Raw genomic sequence first — 20,770 nt, 5'->3', positions numbered from 1 at the left:
CGGTCTGCACGTCGGTCCTCATGCGCGCAGGGCGGACACGGCCCGCGCGAGTGCCTGCGGCACGTCGGGGACGAGAGTGTGCGCCCCGTCGCGTACGACGTGCCGCCCGCCCACGATCGTGTGCCGCACGTCGGCCGCCGTCGCGGCGAATACGGCCGTCTCGGCGCCGAGTCTCGGCAGCGGTCCCGCTGTTCTGACCGAGTCCAGCGCGATCGTCGTGAAGTCGGCGCGGGCTCCCGCCTCGATGGTGCCCGTGTCGTCCCAGCCGAGGGCCGCGTGACCGTCGGCGGTGGCGGCGCGCAGCAGGGCGGCGGTCGTCCAGTGGCCGCGGGTGCGGGTGCGCAGGCGCTCGTTCAGCTCCATGGCTCGGGCCTCTTCGAGCAGGTCGATCACGGCGTGGCTGTCGGAGCCGAGGGAGAGCGGGGAGCCGGCGCTCTGCAGGGCGGCGGCGGGTCCGATGCCGTCCGCGAGGTCCCGTTCGGTGGTCGGGCACATGCAGGTGCCGGTGCCGCTGCCGCCGATCAGCGCGATGTCCTCGTCGGTGAGGTGCGTGTTGTGGACGCCGGTGGTGCGCGGCCCGAGGACACCGTGGTCGGCGAGCAGCCGGGCCGGGGTGCGGCCGTGGGCCTCGCGGCAGCCGTCGTTCTCGGCGGTCTGCTCCGACAGGTGCACGTGCAGCGGGGCCCGCCGCTCCTCGGCCCACCGCGCCACGGTCGCCAACTGGTCGGCGGGTACGGCCCGTACGGAGTGGACGGCGGCCCCGATCCGCGCGTGATCCCGTTCCTTGAGAACTGAACAGCGTTCCGCCCACGCCTCGGCCGTCCCGTCGGAGAAGCGGAGCTGGTGGGCGCCCGGGGGTTCGCCGAAGCCGGAGGACAGGTAGCAGGTGTCGAGGAGGGTGATGCGGATGCCGGCCTCGGCGGCGGCCTCGATCAGGGCCTCGCCCATCACGTTGGGGTCGGCGTAGGGGGTTCCGCCGGGGGCGTGGTGGACGTAGTGGAACTCGCCGACGGCGGTGATTCCGGCCAGGGCCATCTCGGCGTACACCGCGCGGGCCAGCTCGTGGTAGCTCTCGGGGGTCAGCCGGTCGGCCACGGAGTACATGACCTCGCGCCAGGTCCAGAAGGTGCCGGAGCCGACCTGGACGGTGCCGCGCAGGGCGCGGTGGAAGGCGTGGCTGTGGGCGTTGGCCAGTCCCGGCAGCGTCAGTCCGCGCAGGATCTCGGCGCCGGGCGGCGGGGCGGGGGTGCCCTGGTGGACGGCGGTGATGCGCCCGTCGCGGCCCGCGGCGGAGCCGCTGACGGACACCGTCAGGGCGACACCCGGCTCGACGTGGGTGCCGAGCCAGGCGTGCTCCAGCCAGTACGTCCGTGTCCGCTCGGTGGTGGTCACGTGCAGGCCAGTCCTTCCAGTACGTCGGCGAGAGCGGTCACCCCGGCCACGCAGTCGTCCTCAGTGGCGGACTCGGCCGGGGAGTGCGAGACGCCGGTGGGGTTGCGTACGAACAGCATGGCGGTCGGGATGCGCCCGGAGAGGATCCCGGCGTCGTGTCCGGCGCCGGTTCCGAGGACGGGCACCTTCAGGTCCGTGTCGCTGCCCAGGATGCGGGCGAGTTCGTCGCGCAGGGCGTGGTCGAACTCGACGACGGGGGTGAAGGACTCGCGTTCGACGTCCAGGTCGACGCCGTGGGCGGCGGCGTGGTCCCGGGCCGCCTTCTGCACCGCGCCGACCACGGTGTCCAGGCTCTCCTGGTCGGCGGCGCGGGAGTCGAGCCAGCCGCGCACCAGGGAGGGGATGGCGTTGACGCCGTTCGGCTCGACGGCGACCTTCCCGAAGGTGGCGACGGCACCGGCGAGTTCGGCCTCCCGGCGGGCGGCGAGCACGGTCTCGGCGTAGCTGAGCATGGGGTCGCGCCGGTCGGCGAGCCGGGTGGTGCCGGCGTGGTTGGCCTCGCCGCGGAAGTCGAACCGCCAGCGTCCGTGCGGCCAGATGGCGCTGGCGACGCCGATGCGGTCGCCCGAGAGGTCGAGGGCGCGGCCCTGCTCGACGTGGAGTTCGACGAAGGCGCCGATGCGGGCGAGCCGGTCGGGGTCGGGGCCGATGGCGTCGGGGTCGTGTCCGGCGGCCTCCATCGCCTGCGGGAGCGAGATGCCGTCGCCGTCGGTCAGGCGGTGGGCCTGTTCGACGGTGAGCTGTCCGGCGGTGAGCCGGGAGCCGACGCAGGCGAGGCCGAACCGGGCGCCCTCCTCGTCGCCGAAGTTGACGATCGCGACCGGCCTGGTGAAGCTCGCTCCCCCAGCGCGCAGTTCGTCCAGCGCCGCGAAGGCGGACACGATCCCGAGGGGTCCGTCGAAGGCGCCGCCGTCGGGCACGGAGTCCAGGTGGGAGCCGGTGACGACGGCGTTGCCCTCGGCCGGGTCGCCGAGCCAGGCCCACTGGTTGCCGTTGCGGTCGACCTCGTGGGCCAGTCCGCGCGCCTCGGCCTGCTGCCGGAACCAGGCCCGGCAGTCGGCGTCGGCGCCGGTCCAGGCGAACCGGCGGTAGCCGCCGGAGGCGGAGCTGCGTCCGATCGGCAGCAGCTCCGCCCACATGCTGTGGAAGCTCAACGCTCGTCACCCTCGCGCATCGGAACCCGCACGCCCCGGTCCTCGGCGACCGACTCCGCGATGTCGTACCCGGCGTCGACGTGCCGGATGACGCCCATGCCGGGGTCGTTGGTGAGGACCCGGCGGATCTTCTCCCCGGCCAGCGCGGTGCCGTCGGCCACGGTGACCTGGCCGGCGTGGATGGACCGGCCCATGCCGACGCCGCCGCCGTGGTGGATCGACACCCAGGAGGCACCGGAGGCCACGTTGACCATGGCGTTGAGCAGCGGCCAGTCGGCGATGGCGTCGGAGCCGTCGAGCATGGCCTCGGTCTCGCGGTACGGGGAGGCGACGGAGCCGCAGTCCAGGTGGTCGCGGCCGATGACGACGGGCGCGGCCAGCTCGCCGCTCGCGACCATGTCGTTGAACCGCTCGCCGGCCTTGTCGCGCTCGCCGTAGCCGAGCCAGCAGATGCGGGCGGGCAGGCCCTGGAAGTGGACGCGTTCGCCGGCCATCTTGATCCAGCGGGCCAGCGACTCGTTCTCGGGGAAGAGGTCGAGGATCGCCTTGTCGGTCCTGGCGATGTCGGCGGGGTCGCCGGACAGGGCGGCCCAGCGGAAGGGGCCCTTGCCCTCGCAGAAGAGGGGGCGGATGTAGGCGGGGACGAAGCCGGGGAAGGCGAACGCCCGGTCGTATCCGGCGAGCTGGGCCTCGCCGCGGATGGAGTTGCCGTAGTCGAAGACCTCGGCACCGGCGTCCTGGAAGCCGACCATGGCCTCGACGTGCCGGGCCATGGACTCGCGGGCGCGCGTGGTGAAGCCGGCCGGGTCCTTGGCGGCGGCGTCGGCCATGTCCTCGAAGGCGACGCCGACGGGGAGGTACGACAGGGGGTCGTGGGCCGAGGTCTGGTCGGTGACGATGTCGATGGGGGCGCCCATGGCGAGGAGCTGCGGGACGAGCTCGGCCGCGTTGCCGAGGACGCCGATGGACAGCGGGCGGCGGGCGTCCCGGGCCTCGGTGGCGAGCTGGAGGGCGTGGTCGAGGGAGTCGGCGCGCACGTCGAGGTAGCGGTGCTCGATGCGGCGGTCGATGGCCCGCGGGTCGCAGTCGACGCAGATCGCGACGCCGTCGTTCATCGTCACGGCGAGCGGCTGGGCACCGCCCATTCCGCCGAGACCGGCGGTGAGGGTGATGGTCCCGGCGAGAGTGCCGCCGAACTTCTTCGCGGCGACGGCGGCGAAGGTCTCGTAGGTGCCCTGGAGGATGCCCTGGGTGCCGATGTAGATCCAGGAGCCGGCCGTCATCTGCCCGTACATGGTCAGGCCGAGGGACTCCAGGCGGCGGAACTCCTCCCAGTTGGCCCAGTCGCCGACCAGGTTGGAGTTGGCGATGAGCACGCGCGGCGCCCACTCGTGGGTCTGCATGACACCGACGGGGCGGCCCGACTGGACGAGCATCGTCTCGTCCTGCTTGAGGGTCTTCAGCGTGCGGACCATGGCGTCGAAGGACCGCCAGTCGCGGGCGGCCTTGCCGGTGCCGCCGTAGACGACGAGCTTGTCGGGGTGCTCGGCGACCTCGGGGTCGAGGTTGTTCTGCAGCATCCGCAGGGCGGCCTCCTGCTGCCAGCCCAGGGCGCTTCGCTCGGTACCGCGTGGCGCTCGGACAGGGCGGGGTCCGGACATGGTCTGCCTCCTGGTGGCTTGCTCCCGGCGGATTGTTACTGCGGTTATTCACATCCTGACTTCATGAATAGAGCTAGTCAATACGTCCGTGTGCCAGCGTCGGCGCGTCGCGAGTGTTTGGCTGGATGCGTCGGGCGGACAGTGACGGGACGGAGGATCGAGTGAGCGACGGCACGGGTATCGGCAGTGACCTCGGCGGCACCGACGGGGAGCGGGCCGCGCGCCGGGACCAGGCGGTGCGGGCGGCCGTGGAAGGGGGCCTCCTCGGGCCCGACGCCCCGGTCGTCGGGCTGCTGGACGTCACCGGGATCCGGGAGTCCGCGGCGGCGCTGCGGGCGGCGTTCGAGGCGGTGACGGCACCCGGGACACCGGTGCTGCACGCCTTCGCGGTGAAGGCGACGCCGCTGGTTCCCGTCCTGCGGCTGCTGGACGAGGAGGGCGTCGGCGCGGAGGTCGCGAGCCCGGGCGAGCTGGCGCTGGCGCGCGCGGCGGGGGTGCCGCCCGAGCGGACGGTGCTGGACTCGCCCGCCAAGACGCCGGGCGAGCTGCGCGAGGCCCTGGCCCTGGGCATCGCCCTCAACGCGGACAACCCGCAGGAGCTGGAGCGCATCGACGCCCTGGTGAAGTCCTCCGGCGGCCCTTCCTCACCCCTGGGCATCCGGGTGAACCCGCAGGTCGGCGGCGGCTCCATCGAGGCGCTGTCGACGGCGACGGCGACGTCGAAGTTCGGGGTGGCGCTGCGCGACGAGGGGGCCCGGGAGTGGGTGGTGCGGGCGTATCTGGACCGGCCGTGGCTGACCCGGCTGCACGCGCACACCGGGTCCCAGGGGATCCCGCTGACGCTGATGGCCCAGGGCGTGCGGGAGACGTACACGCTCGCCGAGGAGATCAACGAACGTGCCGGGCGCCGGCAGGTCGACACGCTCGACATCGGCGGCGGGCTCCCTGTGAACTTCTCCTCGGACGCGACGACACCGACGTACGCCGAGTACGCGCGCGTGCTGCGCGAGGCGGTGCCGGGGCTGTTCGACGGACGGTACGGGCTGGTCACCGAGTTCGGGCGGTCACTGCTGGCCAAGCACGGCACGGTGGTGGCGCGGGTCGAGTACGCCAAGAGCGCCGGGGGCCGGGCGGTCGCGGTGACGCACGCGGGGGTGCAGGTCGCGACGCGGACGGTGTACGCGCCGGGGGCGTGGCCGCTGCGGATCGCCGCGTACGACGGCAAGGGGCGGCCGAAGGAGGGGCCGGCCGTGGTGCAGGACGTGGCCGGTCCGGCCTGCTTCGCGGGCGACCTGTTGGCGGTGGGCCGGTCGCTGCCGCTGCTGGAGCAGGGGGACTACGCGGCGGCGCTGGACACGGGGGCGTACTACTTCGCCCACCACTACGCGTACAACTCGCTGGCGCGGCCCGGGGTGTACGGCTTCGGCCCGGACGGAGCGGGGGGCCTGGCCTTCGCGGTCGTGCGGGAGCCGCAGACGGTCGAGGAGATCGTGGCGGAGTCCGGAGGACCGCACGCATCCGATCTCACGGCCCTGCGACCGGCCCCCCGGCACGAGGGCGCCGCCGGCGCCGGCTCGTGACCGGCCGGCACGACACCGCCCGCGCCCGTCGGTCCGGCGCGGGCACCCGCCACCTGGCCGGAACAGCACAACGCCCCTCCGCCCCGGCGAACCGGCACGGCGACCTTGCGCCTCGACAGCCCAGCGCGGCCGTCATCCACCCGGCCCGACCAGCACGGCCTCATCCACCCGGCCCGACCAGCGCAGCCGTCATCCGCCTCCGTCGGGCCGGCGCGGACGCACCCCGCATCGATGCACGGCGACCCCGCACCGCCTCGATCCGACCAGAACGACGCCGCCCGACCAGCGCAGCCGTCGTCCGCCCCGGCCGAACCGGCGCTGCCGTCACCCGCCCCGGTCAGACCAGTGCGGACGGCTTGCGCCTCGTTCCGCCGGGGGCCGCGTCGCCCGCTGCGACGCCCGTGGTGCGGTAGGCCCTGACCGCCTTGCCCGCCGGGCGGCCGCCGTTCTTCGTGAGCCAGTCCACGCGGACCCACAGCAGGGCGTCCCCGTCCTGCTCGCGGCGGCCGATCCAGGCGGCCTTCAGCCACAGGCCGGCGCCGCAGCCGGCCAGCAGCAGGCCACCGGCGGCGGGTACGGCGAAGGCGCTGCCCAGCACGGCGAGGAAGGCGAGCAACAGCCACCAGCGGTGGCCGCGGCGCCAGGTGCGCACCGACACCGCGCGGTCCTGGAGCACGTCGTGCTTGCCCGCGCGGGCGGCCGAGCGGGCCAGGGCGGCGTACCTCCTGCGCCCCGCGTACGCCACGACGGCCGTCGCGACGACGAACAGCGCGGCCCCGGCCGACAGGCCGATCCGGCGTCCGGTCAGTCCCGGCACCAGCACGCCGATGCCCGCCGCGCACACGCCGAGCCACCACAGCGGTGCCGCCCCCGCCCGTACGACGACGGCGACCCGAGCCAGCCCCTGTCCTCCGCGCGCCACGTTCCTGCCTCCCGTCCCCGGTGTGCGAAGCGTCTGAAAGGTGTGTCAGGGCAGGCACGTTAACGGGACAAGGTGAGACGAGTCTGAGAACGGCGCACCGGCGTTCACTCCACGAACAGCCCCCGCGCCGCCGCCTTCGCGTCGAACTCCTCCAGCCGGGCCTGGGCGTCCGGCAGGTCGTCGCACATCGCCTCCAGCAGCACCCGGCCGAGCAGCATCGGCGCGCAGGCGGTGTCGAAGGCCAGCCCGGTACCGACGGCGGCCGGCAGCAGCAGGTCGGACACCTTGGCGACCGGCGCGAAGGCGGAGTCGGCGACCGTCACCACCGTGAGCCCCGCCTCCTTGCCGTGCGCGAGCGTGTCGACGACCTCGCGGGGATGCCGGGGCAGCGCGAAGCAGAGCAGCGCCGTCGCCCCGGCCCGTACGGCGGCGTCGATACGGTCGTGGATCATCGTGCCGCCCTCGTTCAGCAGCCGGACGTCCGGATGGACCTTGGCGGCGAAGTAGGCGAAGCCGTACGCCTGGGAGGCCGCCGCCCTCAGGCCGAGCACCGGCAGCGGACGCGAGGCGGCCAGCAGCCGGCCCGCCTCCCGCACCGGCCGCGGATCGGCGAGCAGTTCCGCGAGGTGCTTGAGGTTCTCGATCTCGGCCTCGACGGCCTGCTGGTACTCGTTGCACGAAGCCGGGTCCGCGCCCTGTTCGGCGGGCGCCACCTCGCGCAGGTGCCTGCGCAGGGCCGGATAGCCGTCGAAGCCGAGGGCGACCGCGAAGCGGGTGACCGAGGGCTGGCTGACCCCGGCGAGTTCGGCGAGCTCGACGCTGGACAGGAACGGCACGTCGGCGGCCCGCCGCACCATGCTGTGCGCGATCCGCCGCTGGGTCGGCGTGAGCCGGTGCCCCTCGAAGAGCGCCTGCAGCCGCGCGGCAGGGCTGTCGGTACGCCCCTCGGTACGGCTTTCGGTTCCGCTCATGACGTGCTCCCCTTCCAGATGTCCGTGAACCGGTCGAGCAGTTCGGACGCCACCGTCACATCGTGCGTGAGCGGCCGGTCGGCCGGGTCCGCGTCCAGCACCGACTCGGCGAGCTCCAGCGCCCGGCCCGCCGGGAGGTCTGGTTCCAGGCGGAGGTCGCGTTGCCGCAACGCCCGTACGGCGGCCACCAGTTCGCAGCCGACGACGAGTCGGTACGCGCCGCACGCGCGCAGCGTCTGCCGTGCGGCGAGCGAGGCGAAACTGGCCTGTTCCTCGACGCCTCGGGAGAGTACAGCGTGACCGAGCGACGCGGGCGCGGAGAACGCGCGCAGATCGCCGAGGGCGGCGCCGGCGGCGTACTCCAGGATCATCACGCCGGAGGAGGCGGGCTCGTGGTCGGCGAGGAAGGGGCGCAGGCGGGTGTAGGCGGGCTCGTTCAGCGTCGACAGCCGTGACGTGGACAGGCGGGCGACCTGGGTCATGGCGAGCCTGAAGTGGTCCAGGGCGAGGGCGAGCTGCGCCTGGTAGAAGCCGCCGTGGTGGTAGGCCGCCATGTCGTCGGGGGAGATCAGGGGGTTCTCCGCGGCCGCGTTGATCTCCACGACGAGGACCTCTTCCAGGGCGTCGGCGGCGTCGTGCGCCGGGCCGTGGATCTGGGGCAGGCAGCGGAAGCCGTACGGGTCCTGGATCCGGCCGAGCGGTGGGGTGGGCCGGTCGGCGGCACCGATCAGCTCCCGCATCCGCCGGGCGACCTCGGCGGAGCCGCGGTGCGGTCGGGCCGCGTGGACGGGGGCGGCGTACGCCTCGTGGGAGCCGTCGACGGCCAGCAGGGACAGCGCGGCGACGACCTGGGTGGCGGCGAGCAGGCCGCGCAGTTCGTGCAGGGCGAGCGCGGACTGGCCGAGGGTGAGGGCGTTACTGCTGATCAGGGCCAACGCGTCGTTGTTGTCGAGGGGTTGGGGCGTCGGCGCGGCCGGTCCCCGCCACGGGTGCTCCCCGGCGAGCGCCAGCCCGACCTGCGCGAGCGCGGCGATGTCTCCCGTCCCGACCGACCCGAACTCGTTCACGACCGGGTACGCCCCGGACTCCAGCGCCTCGCACAGCGCGGTGACGACGGACGGCCGCAGCCCGGCGCCCCCGGCCAGCAGCTGGTTGGCGCGTACGGCGAGCATCGCGCGTACCTGCCGGGCGGGCAGCTCCTCCCCGATGGCGCCGGCGTGGCTGCGCAGCAGCCTCAGGCCATGGCCGGCGGCCGCATCGGTGGGCACGTCCTCGTTCCGGTTGGCGCCGACGCCGGTGGAGCGGCCGTAGACGCGACCGGTGGCGGCGATCCGGCGGGCGGCATCCCAGGACTCCTCTGCGCGCTTCATCGCCTCGGACCCCGGCACCGGTCGCGCGGCCCCGTCGGCGAGCCGGACGGCGTCCGCGACGCCGAGCCCACGCCCGTCGAGAACGACGAGGCCGGGGGCCACACCCTCCGGGGCGTCCACGATCCGAGACGACATCACGTGCATACCTTCCTCAAATCGGACACATGATCTTGCCCACCGGCCATCCGTAACCGCGGATTAACGCCGGAGCATTGACAAGCTATTCAGACACCAAGAACTCTGCATGACGTTATACAGCCGGGCAAGGGACATCTCATGATCCAGTTCGACGCGGTCCACAAGCTCTTCCCCAACGGCACGACAGCAGTCCACGACCTCTCCCTGGCCCTGCCGGAGGGCGGCGTGACCGTCCTCGTCGGATCCTCCGGTTGCGGCAAGACGACCACCCTGCGGATGATCAACCGGATGGTCGAGCCGACCTCCGGCACCATCCGGGTCGGCGGCAAGGACGTCCAGGAGCAGGACGCCGCCGAACTGCGCCGGTCCATCGGGTACGTCATCCAGCAGTCGGGCCTCTTCCCGCACCGCACGGTGCTCGACAACATCGCCACCGTGCCGCTGCTGCTCGGCTGGGGCCGCCGCAAGGCTCGCGCCCGGGCCGCGGAACTCCTCGAGACCGTCGGCCTCGCCCCCGAGGCCGGCCGCCGCTACCCGCACCAGCTCTCCGGCGGCCAGCAGCAGCGGGTCGGCGTCGCCCGCGCCCTCGCCGCCGACCCGCCCGTCCTGCTGATGGACGAGCCGTTCGGCGCGGTCGACCCGGTGGTCCGCACCCAGCTCCAGGACGAACTTCTCCGGCTGCAGAAGGAGTTGAGCAAGACCATCGTCTTCGTCACCCACGACATCGACGAGGCGGTCCGGCTCGGCGACCGGATCGCGATCTTCCGCACCGGCGGCCACCTGATCCAGTGCGCCGAGCCCGCCGAACTCCTCGCCCGCCCGGCCGACGACTTCGTGGCCGACTTCCTCGGCGCCGAGCGCGGCCTGAAGCTGCTCTCGCTCAGGACCCTCGCGGACGTCCCCCAGGGCGCGGTCCCCGAGGGCGGCACCTGGACCCTCGTCCTCGACGAGGCCCGCAAGCCGCTGCACTGGGCGTCGAAGGACGCCGAACTCCCCGTACGACCACTGCAGGACACCGACTCCCTGCTGTCGGCGCTCAACGAGTCGGTCGCCTCCCCCACCGGCCTGATCGCCCGCGTCGACGCGGCCGGCGTCCTCACAGGGGTCTCCTCCCGCGACGACATCCACGAGCACGCGAACCGGGCGCACACCGAGGTCGTGGCCGCATGACCATCGACTGGTCCTGGATATCCGGCCACACCGACGACCTGACCACCCTGACGGTCTCCCACCTCCAGGCCGCCCTGTCCGCCGTTCTCCTCGGCCTGCTGATCTCGCTCCCGCTCGCGGTGGTCGCCCACCGCGTCCGCCCGCTGCGCGGCTTTCTGCTCGGCCTCTCGAACGTCCTGTTCACGATCCCGTCGATCGCGGTCTTCGTGCTCCTCCTCCCGGTCTCCGGCCTGACCCGCACCACCACGGTCATCGGCCTGACGATCTACACCCTGGTCGTCCTGCTCCGGAACACCGTCGAGGGCCTCGACTCGGTCCCCACGAGGACCAAGGAGGCGGCGAAGGCCATGGGGACGCGCCCGCTGCGCACCCTGCTCACCGTCGAGTTCCCGCTCGCCCTCCCCGTGATCATGGCGGGCGTCCGGATCGCCACGGTCATGTCGATCTCCCTCGTCTCCGTGGCGACCTACATCGGCGACGGCGGCCTCGGCCAGCTCTTCACCGACGGCTTCCAGCGCAACTTCCCGACCCCGGTGATCGTGGGCGTGGTCCTCACCCTCCTGCTGGCCGTGGTGGCGGACGCGTTGCTGGTCGCCGTCCAGTACGTACTCACCCCGTGGACGAGGCGGCGAGCCTGAGATGTACGAACTCTTCAAGAACCTCGGCGGCTGGCTGACCAGCGGCGAGCAGTGGGCCGGACCCGACGGCATCGCCACCCGCCTCGCCGAACACCTCCAGTACTCGCTCCTCGCCACCCTCGTCGCCGCCGCGATCGGCCTCCCCCTGGGCCTGCTGATCGGCCACACCGGCAAAGGCGCGTTCGTCGCGATCAACCTGTCGTCCTTCGGCCGCGCGCTGCCCACCGTCGGCCTGGTCGTGCTGGTCTTCCTCGCCAGCGGCCTGTCGATGTGGCCCGTCTACGTCGCGCTGGTCGCCCTCGCGGTCCCGGCGCTCGTCACCAACACCTACGCCGGAATGACCGCCGTCGACCCGGACGTGAAGGACGCGGCCCGCGGACAGGGCATGCGCGGCCACCAGGTCCTGCTCCAGGTGGAGCTCCCGCTGGCCCTCCCCCTGATCATGACGGGCCTGCGTCTCGCGCTGATCCAGGTGGTGGCCACGGCCACCATCGCCGCGTACGTCTCCTTCGGCGGCCTCGGCCGGTACGTCTTCGACGGCCTGGCCCAGCGCGACCTCGTGCAGGTGATGGGCGGCGCCGTGCTGGTCGCCGTGATCGCGGTCGCCCTCGACGTGACCCTCGCCGCCCTCCAGCGCTTCCTCTTCCGACACCGCACCGCCTAGGGAACGAAAATGAACCGTCGCACTCTCCTCGGCGGACTGTTCGCCGCAGCCTCCGTCCCCGCCCTCTCCGCCTGCTCCAGCGGCATCACGTCCCTCGACGGCGAGGGCACGACCACCTCCGGCGGCGGCTCCAGCAAGGGCGGCCTGACCATCGGCACCGCCAACTTCACCGAGAACCAGGTGCTCGGGTACCTGTACGCGGCCGTCCTCGACGCCGTCGGCGTGAAGACGACCGTCCGCCCCAACCTCGGCACCCGCGAGATCCTCATCCCCGCCCTCAAGGGCGGCGACATCGACCTCCTGCCCGAGTACCAGGGCGCCCTGCTGCACTACCTCGACCCCAAGGCGGCGGCCACGGAGGAGGGCGAGATGCAGAACTCCCTGGCCATGGCCCTCCCCGCCAGCCTCCAGGTCCTGCCGTACGGCCTGGCCGAGGACTCCGACGCCTTCGCGGTGACCCGCGAGACGGCGGAGAAGTACGGCCTGATCTCCCTCGCCGACCTGAAGAAGCACAACGGCAAGCTGGTCATCGGCGCCGCCGCGGAGGTCAAGGCGCGTCAGGTCGGCGCGGTCGGGCTGAAGGACGTGTACGGGGTGGAGTTCAAGGAGTTCAAGTCCCTCGACTCCTCCGGTCCGCTGGTCAAGGGCGCGCTGAAGAAGGGCGACATCGACGTGGCCAACCTCTTCACCACCGACACCGACATCCAGGCCAACGGCTGGGTGGTCCTGACCGACCCGAAGAACCTGATCCCCGGCCAGCACGTCGTCCCCCTGATCGCCGACCGCAAGGCCGACTCCACCGTCCGCAAGGCGCTCGCCGGGCTCGGCAACGTCCTCACGACCGCTGACCTCACCGAACTCAACCGCCAGGTGGACAAGGACAAGAAGGACCCGGAAGACGTGGCCCGGGCCTACGCGCAGCAGAAGGGGCTGGTGAAGTAAGTGGCGGGCCTGGTCGAACTCCGTTCCATCGACGTCGTTCCCGACGACGAACGCCACGGCAGCGCGTTCTCGCAGTTCACGCTCTGGCTCGGCGCCAACCTCCAGATCACGGCCGTCGTCACCGGCGCGCTCGCGGTCGTCTTCGGCGGCGACGTCGTCTGGTCGGTCATCGGCCTGCTGCTCGGCAACCTGCTGGGCGGCGCGGTCATGGCCCTGCACTCGGCACAGGGACCGAAGCTGGGTCTGCCCCAGATGATCCAGTCGCGGGCCCAGTTCGGCGTACGCGGTGCCGTGGTCCCCCTCCTGCTCGTGATCGTCATGTACGTGGGTTTCTTCGCGAGCGGCAGTGTGCTCGCCGGGCAGGCGGTCGGCGAGCTGACCCACACGAACGACACGACCGGCATCGTCGTGTTCGCGCTGGTCACGGCGATCACGGCGACGGTCGGCTACCGGGTCATCCACACCCTCGGCCGGGTGGCGAGCGTGATCTGCGCGCTGGCCTTCGTCTACCTCGGCATCCGCCTTCTGGACCGCGCCGACCTCGGCACCCTGCTGCAGGACGCCCACTTCTCGCTGCCCATGTTCCTGCTGGCGGTGTCCCTCTCCGCGTCCTGGCAGCTGGCGTTCGGCCCGTACGTGGCCGACTACTCCCGCTACCTCCCCCGTACGACGTCGGCGAAGGCCACCTTCTGGTGGACGCTGTCCGGTTCGGCGCTGGGCTCGCAGTGGTCGATGACCTTCGGCGTGCTGGTCGCGGCGACGGCGGGCGAGCGGTTCCTGGCGAGCCAGGTCGGCTATGTCGTCGCGCTCGGCGGCACGGGCCTGGTGGCGTCGTTCATCTACTTCGTGATCGCGCTCGGCAAGCTGACCGTCAACGTGCTCAACACCTACGGCGGCTTCATGTCGATGGTGACGAGCGTGAGCGGCTTCCGGGGGCAACGGGTGCTCTCGCGGCGCGGCCGGACGGCGTACATCGCGCTGATCATGGTGGCGGGCACGGCGGTCGCACTGCTCGGCAAGGACAGCTTCCTGACGGCGTTCAAGGACTTCCTGCTGTTCCTGCTGACCTTCTTCACCCCGTGGTCGGCGATCAACCTGGTCGACTACTACCTGATCTCCAAGGAGCGGTACGACATCCCGGCGCTCTCCGACCCGGGCGGCCGCTACGGAGCGTGGCGCTGGGACGCGCTCGTGGTGTACGGGATCGGGCTGCTGGCCCAGCTGCCGTTCCTGGTCACGCACTTCTACACCGGCCCGCTGGTCGACCCGCTGGGCGGTGCGGACGTGTCCTGGATCGTGGGTCTCGTCGTACCCGCCCTGCTGTACTGGCTCCTCGCACGGCGCACCACGGCGCACACCCCCGAGCGGGCGACGGACGCGCTGGTGGCCTGACACCCCGAGGGCGAACGGGGGGCTAGCCCCAGTGCGGCGACCACCCGCGCTGCCTACCGTGGACGGCATGACCGGAATGGACGCGCGGGACCCCGACCTGAAGAAGGAACTCGACGCCACCCTGCAGGCCCGCAGGGAACTGGGCGAGGAGTACGACTCCGCGCTGGTCGACTCGTTCCTGGAGAAGGTCGACCAGCGCATCGACGGCGTGGTCGAGCGCCGGGTGCGCCGGCAGCTCGCCGAGCAGCAGATGGCGTCGGCCCGGGACTCCCGGTCGCCGCGGCCCACGGACTCCTGGGGCGAGCGTTTCGGCTTCGGCATCGTCTCGCTCGTCCTCGCGATCCCGCTCTCCGCCATCGGCGGCGGCGTCGGGAACCTCTCCGGGCTGCTGGTGGCCTGGGCCGGCATCGTCGGCGTCAACGTCGTCCAGGTGGCCCGCACCAACCCGGGGCTCTTCGGCCGCCGCCGGTCCGGCGAGGACGGCGACTGGAAGGACTGACGGGGAGGCGGTGCCGGAAGGGGCCGGACGGGTCCGCCGACGCTCCCGTACGAGCCGACGGCACCGCTGGGCGGCCGCACGACGGGGCACGCCGGCCGAGAGGCGCTCGACGCCGGCCGGGGAGAACGTGCGCGGGGACCGCCGCACCCCCGTTGCCGGGGGGCGGGACGACGGCGGTCCCCGCGAGGGACGCGGCGCCGGGCGCCAGGGCCGGGCGGTGCGTCCGTGGCGTCCATGGAGGTCCGGGAGCCGCTCCGGAAGGTCCGTGACGCCGTTCGGTGCCGGCCGGGGCGGGGAGCCGCTCCCGCCCTGCCGACATCCCCTACTGTGCCGAACCCGTGTTAAGCGTGTGCTGCGTGAACGTGTCGCGCTCGTACCACTTCCGCGAAGTCCGCGCAGACCGCCGGGCGCGCCCGGACGGGGCCCGGACCCGGCGGTTCACCCGGCGTTCACCGCTGCTTCCCGCCGTCCTTGGCGAGGAAGGCCAGCAGGTCCTGACGGCCGATCACACCGGTCGGCTTGCCCTCGACGAGGACGATCGCCGCGTCCGACGTCCCGAGCACGGACATCAGGTCCGCGACCGGCTCACCGGAGCCGACCTGCGGCAGCGGCGCCGACATGTGCTTCTCCAGCGGATCCCCCAGTGAGGCGCGCCCCGCGAACAGGGCGTCCAGCAGCTCGCGCTCCACGACCGAGCCGACGACCTCGGCGGCCATCACGTCCGGGTGGCCGGCGCCCGGCTTCACGATCGGCATCTGCGAGACGCCGTACTCGCGCAGCACGTCGATGGCCTGGCCGACCGTCTCGTCCGGGTGCATGTGGACGAGGGAGGGGATGGAGCCGCCCTCCTTGTCGTTCAGGACGTCGCCGACGCGGGCGCTGGGGCCGGTGTCCTCCAGGAAGCCGTAGTCGGCCATCCACTCGTCGTTGAAGATCTTGCTGAGGTAGCCGCGTCCGCTGTCCGGCAGCAGCACGACCACCACGTCGTCCTCGCCGAGCCGCTCGGCCACCCGCAGCGCCGCCACGACGGCCATGCCGCAGGAGCCGCCCACCAGCAGGCCCTCCTCCTTGGCGAGGCGCCGGGTCATCTGGAAGGAGTCCTTGTCGGACACGGCGACGATCTCGTCGGCGACGCCGCGGTCGTACGCCGTCGGCCAGAAGTCCTCACCCACGCCCTCGACGAGGTACGGCCGCCCGGAGCCGCCGGAGTACACCGAGCCCTCCGGGTCGGCGCCGACGACCTCGACCCGGCCGTCGCTGACCTCCTTCAGGTAGCGGCCGGTGCCGGAGATGGTGCCGCCGGTGCCGACGCCCGCGACGAAGTGGGTGATCTTCCCCTCCGTCTGCTCCCACAGCTCGGGGCCGGTCGAGTAGTAGTGGGAGAGCGGGTTGTTCGGGTTGGAGTACTGGTCCGGCTTCCAGGCGCCCGGCGTCTCGCGCACCAGCCGGTCGGAGACGTTGTAGTAGGAGTCCGGGTGCTCGGGTGCCACCGCCGTCGGGCACACGACCACCTCGGCGCCGTAGGCGCGCAGCACGTTGATCTTGTCGGTGGACACCTTGTCCGGGCAGACGAAGATGCACTTGTAGCCCTTCTGCTGGGCCACGATCGCGAGTCCCACGCCCGTGTTGCCGCTGGTCGGCTCGACGATCGTGCCGCCCGGCCGCAGCTCTCCGCTCTGCTCTGCGGCCTCGATCATGCGCAGGGCGATGCGGTCCTTGACGGAGCCGCCGGGGTTGAAGTACTCCACCTTGGCCAGGACGGTCGCCCTGATGCCCTTGGTCACGCTGTTGAGCCTCACCAGCGGGGTGTTGCCGACGAGGCTGATCATCGAGTCGTGGAAATGCACCGTTGTCTCCGGATGCTGCAAAAGAGTGTGGTCCTACTGGTTCCGCCAGCCTATGGCCTGCCGATGCCCCGTGACGGTCGTTCACTCCCTGTTGAGATTGGGCGACCGTCCGTACGGGGCAAGCACTGGGTGTACGGGTTCGAGGAGATGGCGGCGACGTATGACGAGCATGTCGAGGGCGAGGGTGGCCCGGCGGATCGCGGCCGGCGCGGCCTACGGCGGTGGCGGCATCGGGCTGGCCGGTGCGGCCACGGTGGGTCTGCTGCTGGCCGAGGTGCAGCTGGCCAGGCGCCGGGTGGGCAACAGCACGGCCGGCCGGGTGCCGAACGCGGAGGGGCTGTACGGCAGCACCCTGCCGACGTCCGGTGAGCCGCCGCTGCGGCTGGCGATGCTGGGCGACTCCACGGCCGCGGGGCAGGGCGTGCACCGGGCCGGGCAGACGCCGGGCGCGCTGCTGGCGTCGGGGCTCGCGGCGGTGGCGGAGCGGCCGGTGCAGCTGGCCTCGGCCGCGCTCCCGGGGGCCTGTTCGGACGACCTGGACCGGCAGGTGGCGGAGGTGCTGGCGGACCCGGACCGGGTGCCCGACATCTGCGTGATCATGATCGGCGCCAACGACGTGACCCACCGCATGCCCGCCACCCGCTCCGTCCGTCACCTCGCGGGGGCGGTCCGGCGGCTGCGCACGGCCGGCGCGGAGGTGGTGGTCGGCACCTGCCCGGACCTGGGCACGATCGAGCCGGTGCGGCAGCCGCTGCGCTGGCTGGCCCGGCGGGCCTCGCGGCAGCTGGCGGCGGCACAGACGATCGGCGTCGTGGAACAGGGCGGGCGCACGGTGTCGCTGGGCGACCTGCTGGGTCCGGAGTTCGCCGAGAACCCGCGGGAGCTGTTCGGCCCGGACAGCTACCACCCCTCGGCCGAGGGGTACGCCACGGCCGCGATGGCGGTGCTGCCCACCGTCTGCGCGGCGCTCGGCCTGTGGCCGGCGGAGGAGGAGCGCCCCGACGCCCTGCGCCGCGAGGGCTTCCTGCCGGTGGCCCGGGCGGCGGCCGAGGCCGCCTCCGAGGCGGGCACGGAGGTCGCGGCGGCGATGCCGACGGGGCCGCGGGGTCCGTGGGCCCTGCTCAAGCGGCGGCGGCGCCGGCGGGTGTCGGAGACGGAGCCGGAGCCTTCGGCGCAGCCGTCGTAGGAACGCACCCGGGAAAGCAAGCGCTTAGTAAATTGCGGCCAGTGTCACACCGCGCGACCCGTGACCCAGCCCATACGTAGGGGTAACTTCCCAACCAGCCCAGCCAACCCCCGTATGTCCGCCCGTCACCCGACCACCACCCCTCAACGAGGCGCTCCGCGCCGCCCCTTTCGACTGGAGCCGTGATGCCCGAAGCCGTGATCGTCTCTGCCGCCCGCTCCCCCATCGGCCGCGCTTTCAAGGGCTCGCTGAAGGACCTGCGCCCCGACGACCTGGCCGCCACGATCATCCAGGCCGCCCTCGCCAAGGTCCCCGGGCTGGACCCCAGGGACATCGACGACCTGATGCTCGGATGCGGTCTGCCCGGCGGCGAACAGGGCAACAACCTCGGCCGGATCGTCGCCGTGCAGATGGGCATGGACCACCTGCCGGGCTGCACCATCACCCGGTACTGCTCCTCGTCCCTGCAGACCTCCCGCATGGCCCTGCACGCCATCAAGGCCGGTGAGGGCGACGTCTTCATCTCGGCCGGCGTCGAGATGGTCTCCCGGTTCGCCAAGGGCAACTCCGACAGCCTGCCGGACACGCACAACCCGCTGTTCGCCGACGCCGAGGCCCGCACCGCGGAGGTCGCGCAGCAGGAGGGCACCACCTGGCACGACCCGCGCGAGGACGGCCTGCTCCCCGACCCCTACATCGCGATGGGCCAGACCGCCGAGAACCTCGCCCGCTGGAAGGGCGTGACGCGGCAGGACATGGACGAGTTCGGCGTCCGCTCGCAGAACCTCGCCGAGGAGGCCATCAAGAACGGCTTCTGGGAGCGCGAGATCACCCCGGTGACCCTGCCCGACGGCACCGTCGTCTCCAAGGACGACGGCCCGCGCGCCGGCGTCACCCTGGAGGGCGTCCAGGGCCTCAAGCCCGTCTTCCGCCCCGACGGCCTGGTCACCGCCGGCAACTGCTGCCCGCTCAACGACGGCGCCGCCGCCCTCGTGATCATGAGCGACACCAAGGCCCGCGAGCTGGGCCTCACGCCGCTCGCCCGGATCGTCTCCACCGGCGTCTCCGGCCTCTCCCCGGAGATCATGGGGCTCGGCCCGGTCGAGGCCTCGCAGCAGGCCCTGAAGCGGGCCGGGCTGACCATCGGGGACATCGACCTGGTCGAGATCAACGAGGCGTTCGCCGCGCAGGTCATCCCCTCCTACCGCGACCTCGGCATCCCGCTGGAGAAGCTGAACGTCAACGGCGGCGCCATCGCCGTCGGCCACCCCTTCGGCATGACCGGCGCCCGGATCACCGGCACGCTCATCAACTCCCTGCAGTGGCACGACAAGCAGTTCGGCCTGGAGACGATGTGCGTCGGCGGCGGCCAGGGCATGGCCATGGTCATCGAGCGCCTGAGCTGAACGGCCCGCTGCTGAAAGACGGTCGGTAGCCCCCGCGGAACCCTGCGTGACCCCTAGGCCCGGAACCCTGGACCCACCAGGGTTCTGGGCTGTTTTGTGACCTAATCTCCCCCAGGATGTGACCTACCTCTCACGCGTCACGATTTACGCAGGTCAGGCCAGTCGCACCCGCACCTTCCGGGCCCAAGGTCCTGTCCGTTTCGTGACGTTACGCACTGACAGGGGGTTAGTCCGCCCTTCAAGCTGATGTAGGAAGTCGGGGGTCGACTTTGAACCGGGAGTACGTCAGTGAGCGCCATGCCGATCGCCCTGCTGCTCACCACGGCCGCCACGGGCGCCGTGGGGGTCGCCGTCCTGCGCAGCGTCATGACGCTGCGCCGCCAGGTGACCGCACTGCGCACCGAGCTGGCCGAGAGCCGTGCCGCCGCCACGCGGGGCCGCGTTCCCGCCGCCCGCAGCACCGCGGACGCCGAGGAGATACGCGCCGCCGTCGCCGAGGCGCTCGCCGAGGAGCGGGAGCGGGAGCTCGCGGAGGCGCGGGCCTTCTGGGCCGCCCAGGAGGCCCGTGACGCCTCCGACGCGCCCCTGCTGCTGGGCCTGCCCGACAGCGAGCTGTTCCTGCCCCGGCAGGCCGATTTCGCCGGCCTGGAGCCGGTGACCGAACCGGGCGCGGACGGCGAGGAGCAGGCCGGGGAGTCCGCCGAGCTGGCCGCGGCCCGCCGCCGTCACCCCTCGCACCCGGACTTCGTCCCCAACCCGTCGCCGGCCGTGAACGACCACGAGCGCACCGTCGCCACCCTGGAGGAGCTGTCCACCACCGGAGTCGCGCTGGCGGACGTCCGCCCGGGCCCGCTCGGCACGCTCGACGTGTACGTCTTCGCCGACGGCACCACCTTGTGCATGACCCCGGGCCACCGCGAGACCGCGGAGCGCCTGGCCGCCGCCCTGCACGCGGGCGAGACGCCGTACCTCCTGGGCGGTTCCGGGATCTCCGGCGCCTACACGCTGACCTTCGCCTGCGGCGAGGAGAACGTGTACATCCTGGCGGACCGGGTCATCGCGTCCCTGTAGTCGCGGTCCGGGCCCCGCGTCACACGCCGGCCCGCCGGCGCGCCTCCTCCACCAGCGCCGCCGCCTCCTCCACCTGGCCCTCGTCCTCGAGGACGAGGGCCAGATCGTGCGCGGCCACGGTGATCTGGTCGGCGGCCGCGAACATCCCGGCGTCCGGCATCTCGCGGGGCTCCGCGCCCGGCTCCTCGACGAGCTGGGCGCGGCGGGCCAACTCCCTGGCCAGCCCCAGTGCCTCGGCGGCGGCCCCGCGTTGCAGCCGGCTCTGCGGAGCGGCCCTCAACCGGTCGGCGAAGTCGTCCACGGCACGGGTCAGAGGCGTCGTATCAACCACGGCGCGAGCGTACGCGCCGTTCCCGGACTGTTGCCAACGGGCGAACGCTCAGGCACGGTGACCTGAAGGACCGGCTTACATCCCCATTCGTCCGGAGGCGCCGATGTCCCATGTCCTCTCCGAGGAGACCCACCGCAACATGCTCGCCCGCATCCCCCACTGCACCGGTCGTGAGATCTCCGACTGGCTGCGCACCGTCGAGGACGGCCCGGCCCTCGCCCGCTTCGAGGAGAAGGTCAGCTGGCTCCGCCACGAATACGACCTCGCGTACGGCCACGCGAAGGCGATCGTCCACGAGTACGACCTGAGGAGGGCCGCACGCAAGCTGCTGTAGGCGTGCCCTGCCGCAACGACGACGAAGGGCCCCGGGCTTGCG

19 protein-coding genes are annotated in these 20,770 nt (G+C 72.6%); 11 read left to right on the top strand and 8 right to left on the bottom strand.

Annotation, left to right across the window (positions count from 1 at the left end; translation table 11 throughout):
- Nucleotides 1-18: 18 nt before the first annotated feature.
- From IE260_RS29565 to hutU, 3 genes are read right to left on the bottom strand one after another with little or no spacing between them, the layout of a single operon-like run.
- Nucleotides 19-1,392: a formimidoylglutamate deiminase gene (locus IE260_RS29565; RefSeq protein WP_189877362.1), complete on the bottom strand. Its 1,374-nt coding sequence runs from the start codon at nucleotides 1,390-1,392 to the stop codon at nucleotides 19-21.
- Nucleotides 1,389-2,606 (bottom strand): allantoate amidohydrolase, encoded by a 1,218-nt coding sequence (locus IE260_RS29560; RefSeq protein ID WP_189877360.1) that lies wholly within the window; start codon nucleotides 2,604-2,606, stop codon nucleotides 1,389-1,391. Before IE260_RS29560 ends, IE260_RS29565 begins: the two co-directional genes overlap by 4 nt.
- Nucleotides 2,603-4,267 (bottom strand): urocanate hydratase, encoded by a 1,665-nt coding sequence (hutU, locus tag IE260_RS29555; RefSeq protein ID WP_189877358.1) that lies wholly within the window; start codon nucleotides 4,265-4,267, stop codon nucleotides 2,603-2,605. The genes IE260_RS29560 and hutU overlap by 4 nt, the downstream gene beginning before the upstream one ends.
- A 125-nt stretch (nucleotides 4,268-4,392) precedes the next feature.
- Here hutU and IE260_RS29550 point away from each other — a divergent pair, with 125 nt between their 5' ends.
- Complete coding sequence (locus tag IE260_RS29550) at nucleotides 4,393-5,847, top strand: type III PLP-dependent enzyme domain-containing protein (protein ID WP_373303424.1); 1,455 nt, start codon at nucleotides 4,393-4,395, stop codon at nucleotides 5,845-5,847.
- Between the two features lie 337 nt (nucleotides 5,848-6,184).
- On the opposite strand, the gene IE260_RS29545 is transcribed toward IE260_RS29550, so the two are convergent.
- The 3 genes from IE260_RS29545 to IE260_RS29535 all read right to left on the bottom strand — a co-directional run bounded on the left by IE260_RS29545 (nucleotide 6,185) and on the right by IE260_RS29535 (nucleotide 9,245).
- Nucleotides 6,185-6,769 carry a hypothetical protein gene (locus tag IE260_RS29545; protein ID WP_189877354.1) on the bottom strand — a complete coding sequence of 195 codons (585 nt, stop codon included), beginning with the start codon at nucleotides 6,767-6,769 and terminating at the stop codon, nucleotides 6,185-6,187.
- A gap of 104 nt (nucleotides 6,770-6,873) precedes the next feature.
- Nucleotides 6,874-7,740, bottom strand: a complete 867-nt coding sequence (locus IE260_RS29540; protein WP_189877352.1) for a MurR/RpiR family transcriptional regulator — start codon at nucleotides 7,738-7,740, stop codon at nucleotides 6,874-6,876.
- A complete protein-coding gene (locus IE260_RS29535) occupies nucleotides 7,737-9,245 on the bottom strand; it encodes an aromatic amino acid ammonia-lyase (RefSeq protein WP_189877350.1) in 1,509 nt (502 codons plus the stop codon). The genes IE260_RS29540 and IE260_RS29535 overlap by 4 nt, the downstream gene beginning before the upstream one ends.
- Nucleotides 9,246-9,386: 141 nt before the next feature.
- Here IE260_RS29535 and IE260_RS29530 point away from each other — a divergent pair, with 141 nt between their 5' ends.
- From IE260_RS29530 to IE260_RS29505, 6 genes are all read left to right on the top strand, one after another.
- Nucleotides 9,387-10,418, top strand: a complete 1,032-nt coding sequence (locus IE260_RS29530) for an ABC transporter ATP-binding protein (protein WP_189877348.1) — start codon at nucleotides 9,387-9,389, stop codon at nucleotides 10,416-10,418.
- Nucleotides 10,415-11,056 (top strand): ABC transporter permease, encoded by a 642-nt coding sequence (locus tag IE260_RS29525; RefSeq protein WP_189877346.1) that lies wholly within the window; start codon nucleotides 10,415-10,417, stop codon nucleotides 11,054-11,056. Before IE260_RS29530 ends, IE260_RS29525 begins: the two co-directional genes overlap by 4 nt.
- 1 nt (nucleotide 11,057) lies before the next feature.
- Nucleotides 11,058-11,720: an ABC transporter permease gene (locus tag IE260_RS29520; RefSeq protein ID WP_189877345.1), complete on the top strand. Its 663-nt coding sequence runs from the start codon at nucleotides 11,058-11,060 to the stop codon at nucleotides 11,718-11,720.
- Nucleotides 11,721-11,729: 9 nt separating this feature from the next.
- Nucleotides 11,730-12,662: an ABC transporter substrate-binding protein gene (locus IE260_RS29515; protein WP_189877342.1), complete on the top strand. Its 933-nt coding sequence runs from the start codon at nucleotides 11,730-11,732 to the stop codon at nucleotides 12,660-12,662.
- The gene (locus tag IE260_RS29510; RefSeq protein ID WP_189877341.1) at nucleotides 12,663-14,054 is read left to right on the top strand and encodes a purine-cytosine permease family protein; all 1,392 of its coding nucleotides are present in this window, start codon (nucleotides 12,663-12,665) and stop codon (nucleotides 14,052-14,054) included. It abuts the gene before it with no gap.
- Between the two features lie 76 nt (nucleotides 14,055-14,130).
- Nucleotides 14,131-14,553 (top strand): hypothetical protein, encoded by a 423-nt coding sequence (locus IE260_RS29505; protein WP_189877451.1) that lies wholly within the window; start codon nucleotides 14,131-14,133, stop codon nucleotides 14,551-14,553.
- Nucleotides 14,554-15,002: 449 nt separating this feature from the next.
- Here IE260_RS29505 and IE260_RS29500 read toward each other — a convergent pair whose 3' ends face one another.
- Entirely contained in the window at nucleotides 15,003-16,400 is a 1,398-nt protein-coding gene (locus IE260_RS29500; protein WP_189877339.1) for a cystathionine beta-synthase, read from the bottom strand.
- A 160-nt stretch (nucleotides 16,401-16,560) separates the two neighbouring features.
- On the opposite strand from IE260_RS29500, the gene IE260_RS29495 reads away from it, so the two are divergent.
- The 3 genes from IE260_RS29495 (at nucleotide 16,561) to IE260_RS29485 (ending at nucleotide 20,063) form a co-directional block, all read left to right on the top strand.
- Nucleotides 16,561-17,586, top strand: a complete 1,026-nt coding sequence (locus IE260_RS29495) for an SGNH/GDSL hydrolase family protein (protein ID WP_189877337.1) — start codon at nucleotides 16,561-16,563, stop codon at nucleotides 17,584-17,586.
- Between the two features lie 185 nt (nucleotides 17,587-17,771).
- Entirely contained in the window at nucleotides 17,772-18,992 is a 1,221-nt protein-coding gene (locus IE260_RS29490; protein ID WP_189877335.1) for an acetyl-CoA C-acetyltransferase, read from the top strand.
- Between the two features lie 288 nt (nucleotides 18,993-19,280).
- Entirely contained in the window at nucleotides 19,281-20,063 is a 783-nt protein-coding gene (locus IE260_RS29485) for a hypothetical protein (protein ID WP_189877333.1), read from the top strand.
- Between the two features lie 19 nt (nucleotides 20,064-20,082).
- Here IE260_RS29485 and IE260_RS29480 read toward each other — a convergent pair whose 3' ends face one another.
- Nucleotides 20,083-20,394, bottom strand: a complete 312-nt coding sequence (locus tag IE260_RS29480; protein ID WP_189877331.1) for a hypothetical protein — start codon at nucleotides 20,392-20,394, stop codon at nucleotides 20,083-20,085.
- A 103-nt stretch (nucleotides 20,395-20,497) separates the two neighbouring features.
- Between IE260_RS29480 and IE260_RS29475 the strand changes: the two genes are divergently transcribed.
- Complete coding sequence (locus IE260_RS29475; RefSeq protein ID WP_189877329.1) at nucleotides 20,498-20,728, top strand: DUF4287 domain-containing protein; 231 nt, start codon at nucleotides 20,498-20,500, stop codon at nucleotides 20,726-20,728.
- Nucleotides 20,729-20,770: the final 42 nt, after the last annotated feature.

It is taken from the genome of Streptomyces viridiviolaceus (assembly GCF_014650995.1).
GTDB classification, from domain to species: domain Bacteria; phylum Actinomycetota; class Actinomycetes; order Streptomycetales; family Streptomycetaceae; genus Streptomyces; species Streptomyces viridiviolaceus.
Note: the sequence above shows the minus strand (reverse complement) of the source record. Positions and strands in the feature narration are given on the sequence as shown.